Below are 6,137 nucleotides of genomic sequence, written 5' to 3' on the forward strand. Positions count from 1 at the left end.
TGAAGAGATAGACAGTAGTCTTATTATTTCTCAGTTAGAAGAGGTAAAATCTCAAATAGAAAAACTTTTAGCAAGCTATAAAAAAGGAAATCTTATAAAAGAAGGCATTAAGCTTGCAATCGTTGGAAGACCAAACGTTGGAAAATCCTCTTTATTTAATGCACTTGTTGGCTATGAAAGAGCAATAGTTTCTGAAATACAAGGAACTACAAGAGATTTTATAGAAGAAAGTCTTAAAATAAAAGATATTCCGGTTATTTTACTTGATACAGCGGGGCTTAGAGATACAGAAGATAAAATAGAAAAAATAGGCATAGAAAAAGCACAAGAGAAAATAAATGAAGCTGATATTATCTTATTTGTGATAGATGCATCTTCCGGTTTTACAGAGGAAGATAAAAAAATTTATGATAAAATTAAAGATAAGCCGCATATAACTGTAGTGAATAAATCTGATTTAAACAACAAACCTATTGATTTTTTTGAAAAATATGATAACATTGTATATACAAGTGTTGTAAACAATCAAGGAATAAAAGAGTTAGAAGAAAAAATCATAACATCCTTAGGAATCATAGAAAAAGAAGATGATCTCTTCATAAACCTAAGACAATCGACTTTACTAAAGCAAGCAAAAGAAAAAATAGAGGAGATAGAAAATCATATTAACTATTTAATCAATAATAAAGAAATATTAATGATTTACATTCAAGAGGCTTTAAATTACTTAGATGAGGTCGTAGGGGCTATATCAACAGAAGATGTTTTAGACAATATCTTTAGTAAATTCTGCATAGGTAAATAATCAAGTAATTAAAGGAGGTCTCATGGTAGACTTATCAACCATCACACCTGAAACATTGAAAGAAAAAACATTGGTAGAATTAAAAAAATTAGCTGAAGAGCTCGGTGTAGAAAAAATATCAGGACTAAAAAAAGATGAGCTTATAGAAAAAATCATAGATAAAAAGGAAGAAAAAGAAGGTTTAGTTAAAATAAATGGTGTTTTAGAAATCCTTCCTGAAGGTTTTGGATTTATTAGATTTCTTGAAAACAATTACGCACCAAGTCCACAAGATATATATGTCTCGCCTTCTCAGATAAAAAGATTTGGACTTAAAACCGGAGATACAATCATCGGAGTAGCAAGAAATCCAAAGGAAGGTGAAAAGTACAGAGCATTAGTCAGAATAGATAGAGTTGGAAGTCTTCCGGCAGAAGAGTTAAAGAAAAGACCATCTTTTGACAAGCTTATCCCATACCACCCAACAGAAAGATTGAATTTAGAATACGACCCATCTGATTTATCAACGAGAGTTGTTAGCCTTGTAGCACCTATTGGTAAAGGTCAAAGAGGATTGATAGTTGCACCGCCTAAAGCCGGTAAAACAGTTTTAATCCAAAGAATAGCAAAAGCTATAATAAAGAACCATCCAGAAATTCATTTAATAATCCTTCTTATAGATGAAAGACCGGAAGAAGTTACAGAAATGAGAAGAATAGTAGGCTCTGGGGCAGAAGTGGTAGCATCTACGTTTGATGAACCACCAGAAAGACACATACAAATCTCTGAGCTTGTAATTGAAAAAGCAAAAAGGATTGTAGAGGAAGGTGGAGATGTTGTGATCTTACTTGACTCAATGACAAGACTTGCAAGAGCTTCAAACGCTGTTACACCACCGTCCGGTAGAGTTTTATCCGGTGGAATTGAAGCAACGGCATTACAAAGACCTAAAAAATTCTTTGGAGCAGCTCGTAATATAGAAAATGGCGGAAGTCTTACAATTCTTGCCACAGCTCTTGTGGAAACCGGCTCAAGAATGGATGATGTAATATTTGAAGAGTTTAAAGGAACTGGTAATATGGAGCTTTACTTAGATAGAAGATTGATGGAAAGAAGAATCTTCCCGGCGATAAATATAAGTAAGTCCGGAACAAGAAGAGAGGAACTTTTATTGGAAGATTGGCAACTGCAAAGATTATGGGTATTGCGTAAATTCCTATCTACAATGGATGAGGTTGAAGCAATGGAATTTCTGTTAGGCAAACTTTCTAAATTTAAGACAAATGACGAGTTTTTAAAATCCATGAATGCTTAAGAATGAATGCAGTATAAAAATTGTTGACTTCTTCCCTTCTCGTCTACTTACTGAAGGGTACTCCAAAAAAAATTTTTTATAAAGATGTCATTTTGCCTGTGTTTCTGCAGCCGGCGAAGAATCTACTTTTTCCTAATTTTAAAAAGAAGAGATCCTTCAACCTTCGGCTTAAAGATGACAAGAAAAAGTAAGCTTACTAAAATTTTGGAACAGTCTCATTATTTACTTTTCACACAGCATATAATTTTGATATAATATTTAATTCAAAATTTTTAAAATTTTAGGAGGTATAAAATTGAAACAAGGAATTCACCCGGAATTAAAATTAACTAAATTTGTTTGTGGTTGTGGAAATGAGTTTGAGATTTATACTGTAAAAGGCGGAGTTGTGCATTTGGAAGTATGTAATAATTGCCATCCTTTTTATACTGGAAAATTAAGAATTAAGCCAAAATTCTTAGAACTTCAAGGGCAAGCTTCAGAAAAATAATAGATGGATAAAAAGTTTTTAGTCCAATTAGAAGGTATAGAAGAAAAATTAAAAAAGCTTGAAGAATTAATGGCTGATCCGGAAGTTTTAAAGGATCAGTCTAAAATTCAATCTATAGCAAAAGAGCACAAAGAGCTATCAGAAATTTTAAATCTTTATAATGAATATAAAAAAGTAAATAGACAAATAGAAGAAGTAAAACAACTTCTAAACTCTACTCCTGATGATGATTTACGCGAATTAGCAGAAGAAGAGTTAGAATCTTTAAAAAAACATCGGGAAGACTTAGAGAAAAAAATAGAGATAGCACTTCTGCCAAAAGACCCTAATGATGAAAGAAATGTTATCTTGGAAATAAGACAAGGGGCGGGCGGAGACGAAGCGTCTTTATTTGCTGCTGAGCTTTTTAGAATGTATCAACGATACGCAGAAAGACATGGCTGGAAAACAGAAATTTTAAGCTTACATCCAACAGAAAAAGGCGGTATAAAAGAAGTTATAGCCTTAATTAAAGGTAAAGGTGCATACTCAAGATTAAAGTATGAAAGCGGTGTTCATAGAGTTCAAAGGGTACCGGAAACAGAATCTTCCGGTAGAATTCATACTTCTACTGTTACCGTGGCTGTTTTACCAGAAGCTGAAGAGGTTGATATAGAAATCAAGCCGGAAGAGTTAAGGATAGAAACTATGAGAGCTGGAGGAGCCGGCGGTCAGCATGTAAACACTACCGACTCAGCTGTTAGAATTACACACATTCCCACGGGGATGGTGGTTACATGCCAAGATGAAAGGTCTCAGCTTCAAAATAAAATGAAAGCAATGCAGATTTTAAGAGCAAGGCTTAAAGATTATTATGAAAGGCTTGAAAAAGAAAAGATCGCAAAAGAAAGAAAAGAACAGGTTGGAACCGGCGAAAGAAGCGAAAAGATAAGGACTTACAACTTTCCACAAAACAGAGTTACTGACCATAGGGTAAATTACACTTCTTATAGAATTAACGATATTATGGACGGGGATTTAGACGAAATTATAGATGTATTAATTGCAAAAGAGAACGAAGAAAAATTAGCAAAATTAAAAATTTAAAATAAATTTTTTAATACAATGCGCCCATAGCTCAATTGGATAGAGCATGTGACTACGGATCACAAGGTTGGGGGTTCGAGTCCCTCTGGGCGCACTTATTACAGCATGATTTTTTCTAAACTAATATGACTTTTACGTTCACCGAGGATGTTCTAAGTTTTAACTAAATCTAAAGTTAATCTAATCTTTTGATTGTATAAGGTGAGACGTGAAATGTGAGACGTTAAACCAAACTGGTCATTCTGTAGCCGGCGAAGAATCTTAACCTCAAAGGTGCCTTTCTGAACGAAGTAAAAAAATATTTTCCTTTTCATCTCAAAAAATATTAAAAAAGATATCCACTTTACAGCCTCAGGATAGCGTAAAAAAGTAAGTTTACAAATCTTCGAAAACCCTCTTAAAAAAATTGAAATAATAAATTTTTGAGTTAAATTTATGAACAGTCAAAGAACTTGAGGATTTAATCATGGATGATTTCAGCATAGAAAAAGTTTATGAAGTCAAGCCTATAAGTGATATAGATTCAAAAAGGGAATTTATTAAAAAAAGAAAAAAGAAAGTAAAAGAAGAAACACCACCTCCTATCTTAAAGCCTGAGAAAGAGAATACAGAAGAAGGACATATTGATATTTATGTTTAAAAAAAACGTAGGTGAGAAATTAATGATTTTCGTTAAATTTAAATCTTTCGGACCAAAGTCCTGAGGATGACAGGAAAGTTTGATTGATAAGCACCAAAGAAAAGGCAACTTATTTGTAATTTTTAAGCGAAACCAAGAACCCTCTATCCTTTTAACTTTTTACTTATTCTATGCACGGGCAATTCATGAATTACCTTTACTTGCTTTATAACTTACATCAATCATTCAAAAACAAAATCTTTATCTTTAAAGGAATATATCTCGTAAAGTAATCCATATAATCTTGAAATTAAATCTTCAGCATTTCTATCATCGCTTCGAGGCATGGTTCCGCACACCCTTACCTTTAATACCTCAAAAACTTTGTCTATTCGTATTTCCAAATTAGATATTCTATCTTTAAGTTTTTTTAGTTTTAAAGGATTATCCCCTTCGTAAAGAATACCAAAAGTATTATTATCTATAATTGCTATAACATCATTTTCACCTATACTACCTTTAATTGCATTTATTGCTTTATGAAATGCTTTCGTATAGGCTGAATAACCATGGTTGGAAAAAATATCTCTTAAACTTTCTATATAAATTAAACCAGCGACAAAGTTTTTATTTTCTTTTTTATATTTATTGAAATAAAATCGTACATCAATCTCAAATTTCTTTTTATAAAGAAATTTTCCATCATTGTTTTCAAAAGTCTTTAAATCTAAAACTTCTAATTCTGTTAAATTTTCTTTTAGTTCTGCCATAAAATTAGTAGATTTGTCTATAAGCTTTCTTAAGGTGTTATAAACTTTCATATCGTTGTTATTTATGGTCAAATAAAATCTTAAAATTTTTAAACCTTCTTCTAAGGACCCTAAAAAGTCATGATTTTCCGCTAATAAAATTTTTATAATTTGTTTTAATTTTTTATCAACGACACAAACTTCTTGATTGTTAAAAACATTTTCTTTCAAGAATTTTTCTTTTAGTTTAAAAAATTCTTCGCTATTAAAATTTATGTTTAAGGAATGAGCAATAGCAAGAATTTCGAAGGTTTTTATAATATCATTTAAATTTTGTTTATTTTGAGAAAGCTCAATAGCTTTTTTGAAAAATTCAATAAGTAAGCTATCATCCATTCTAATTTCAGCTTTTTCTAAAGCATTTTTTGATAGAAAATTTTCTTTAAAATACCAACCTTGAAAAAGTTTACCGCCTATGCTAATTAACTCATCTAACTCTTCTTTTGTTTCCACCTTTTCAAGAATTACATTAATATTGTTTTCGTTGCAAAAGCTTACTATCTCTTTTACAACATTCAACATATTCACCCACAAAATTCTATCTATCTTAATACTTTCAATAACATTCTTGTAATTCATAAGTCTATCAAAGTTTGATGAAACTGTTCCAAAATCATCAAGAGATACTTTGATGTTATTAACTAAGAAAAAGTTTAGAATTTCTTCTGCTTCCGGAGCATCATCTTCTAAAAGCTCTATTATTACTTTTTCTTTGTTTTCGATTTTTGATAATTCTTTTAATATTTCTTCTTTAAACTTTAATATAGTTTTACCAGATAGATTTAGATGGTAGTGAGTAGTTGAGGTTTTTAACTCTTCTTTCAATAAATCAAGGTTCAGCTTAAAAGTTCTAAAGTCGATATCTTCGTTAACAATCAACTGAGGAAAATCTGCAAGAATTTCATATCCATAGATACTAAATTTACCATCTTCATACTTAATTATTGGCTCTTTTCTCATTTTTTAACCCTTCCATAATATTTACCTCACATTTGAAAAAACAAATTTCACATTTTGGCTTTTTGGTGCATAAT

General features: G+C 31.1%; 6 protein-coding genes and 1 tRNA gene. 6 read left to right on the forward strand and 1 reads right to left on the reverse strand.

Annotation, left to right across the window (positions count from 1 at the left end; translation table 11 throughout):
• The 6 genes from SULYE_RS05080 to SULYE_RS08380 all read left to right on the forward strand — a co-directional run.
• A partial coding sequence (locus tag SULYE_RS05080; protein WP_007547174.1) for a tRNA modification GTPase occupies window positions 1-805 on the forward strand: 805 nt, incomplete at its 5' end.
• Window positions 806-827: 22 nt separating this feature from the next.
• A complete protein-coding gene (rho, locus tag SULYE_RS05085) occupies window positions 828-2,099 on the forward strand; it encodes a transcription termination factor Rho (protein ID WP_007547175.1) in 1,272 nt (423 codons plus the stop codon).
• A 295-nt stretch (window positions 2,100-2,394) separates the two neighbouring features.
• Window positions 2,395-2,589: a 50S ribosomal protein L31 gene (rpmE, locus tag SULYE_RS05090; protein ID WP_007547176.1), complete on the forward strand. Its 195-nt coding sequence runs from the start codon at window positions 2,395-2,397 to the stop codon at window positions 2,587-2,589.
• A 3-nt stretch (window positions 2,590-2,592) separates the two neighbouring features.
• Window positions 2,593-3,675, forward strand: coding sequence for a peptide chain release factor 1 (gene prfA, locus SULYE_RS05095; protein ID WP_007547177.1), 1,083 nt, complete (start codon window positions 2,593-2,595; stop codon window positions 3,673-3,675).
• Window positions 3,676-3,695: 20 nt separating this feature from the next.
• Window positions 3,696-3,769, forward strand: a tRNA-Arg gene (locus SULYE_RS05100).
• Between the two features lie 372 nt (window positions 3,770-4,141).
• Window positions 4,142-4,315 carry a hypothetical protein gene (locus SULYE_RS08380; RefSeq protein ID WP_007547178.1) on the forward strand — a complete coding sequence of 58 codons (174 nt, stop codon included), beginning with the start codon at window positions 4,142-4,144 and terminating at the stop codon, window positions 4,313-4,315.
• A gap of 221 nt (window positions 4,316-4,536) precedes the next feature.
• Here the strand turns inward: SULYE_RS08380 and SULYE_RS05105 are convergent, their stop codons facing one another.
• Window positions 4,537-6,063: an EAL domain-containing protein gene (locus SULYE_RS05105; protein ID WP_007547180.1), complete on the reverse strand. Its 1,527-nt coding sequence runs from the start codon at window positions 6,061-6,063 to the stop codon at window positions 4,537-4,539.
• Window positions 6,064-6,137 lie beyond the last annotated feature (74 nt).

Source organism: Sulfurihydrogenibium yellowstonense SS-5, assembly GCF_000173615.1.
Lineage (GTDB): Bacteria > Aquificota > Aquificia > Aquificales > Hydrogenothermaceae > Sulfurihydrogenibium > Sulfurihydrogenibium yellowstonense.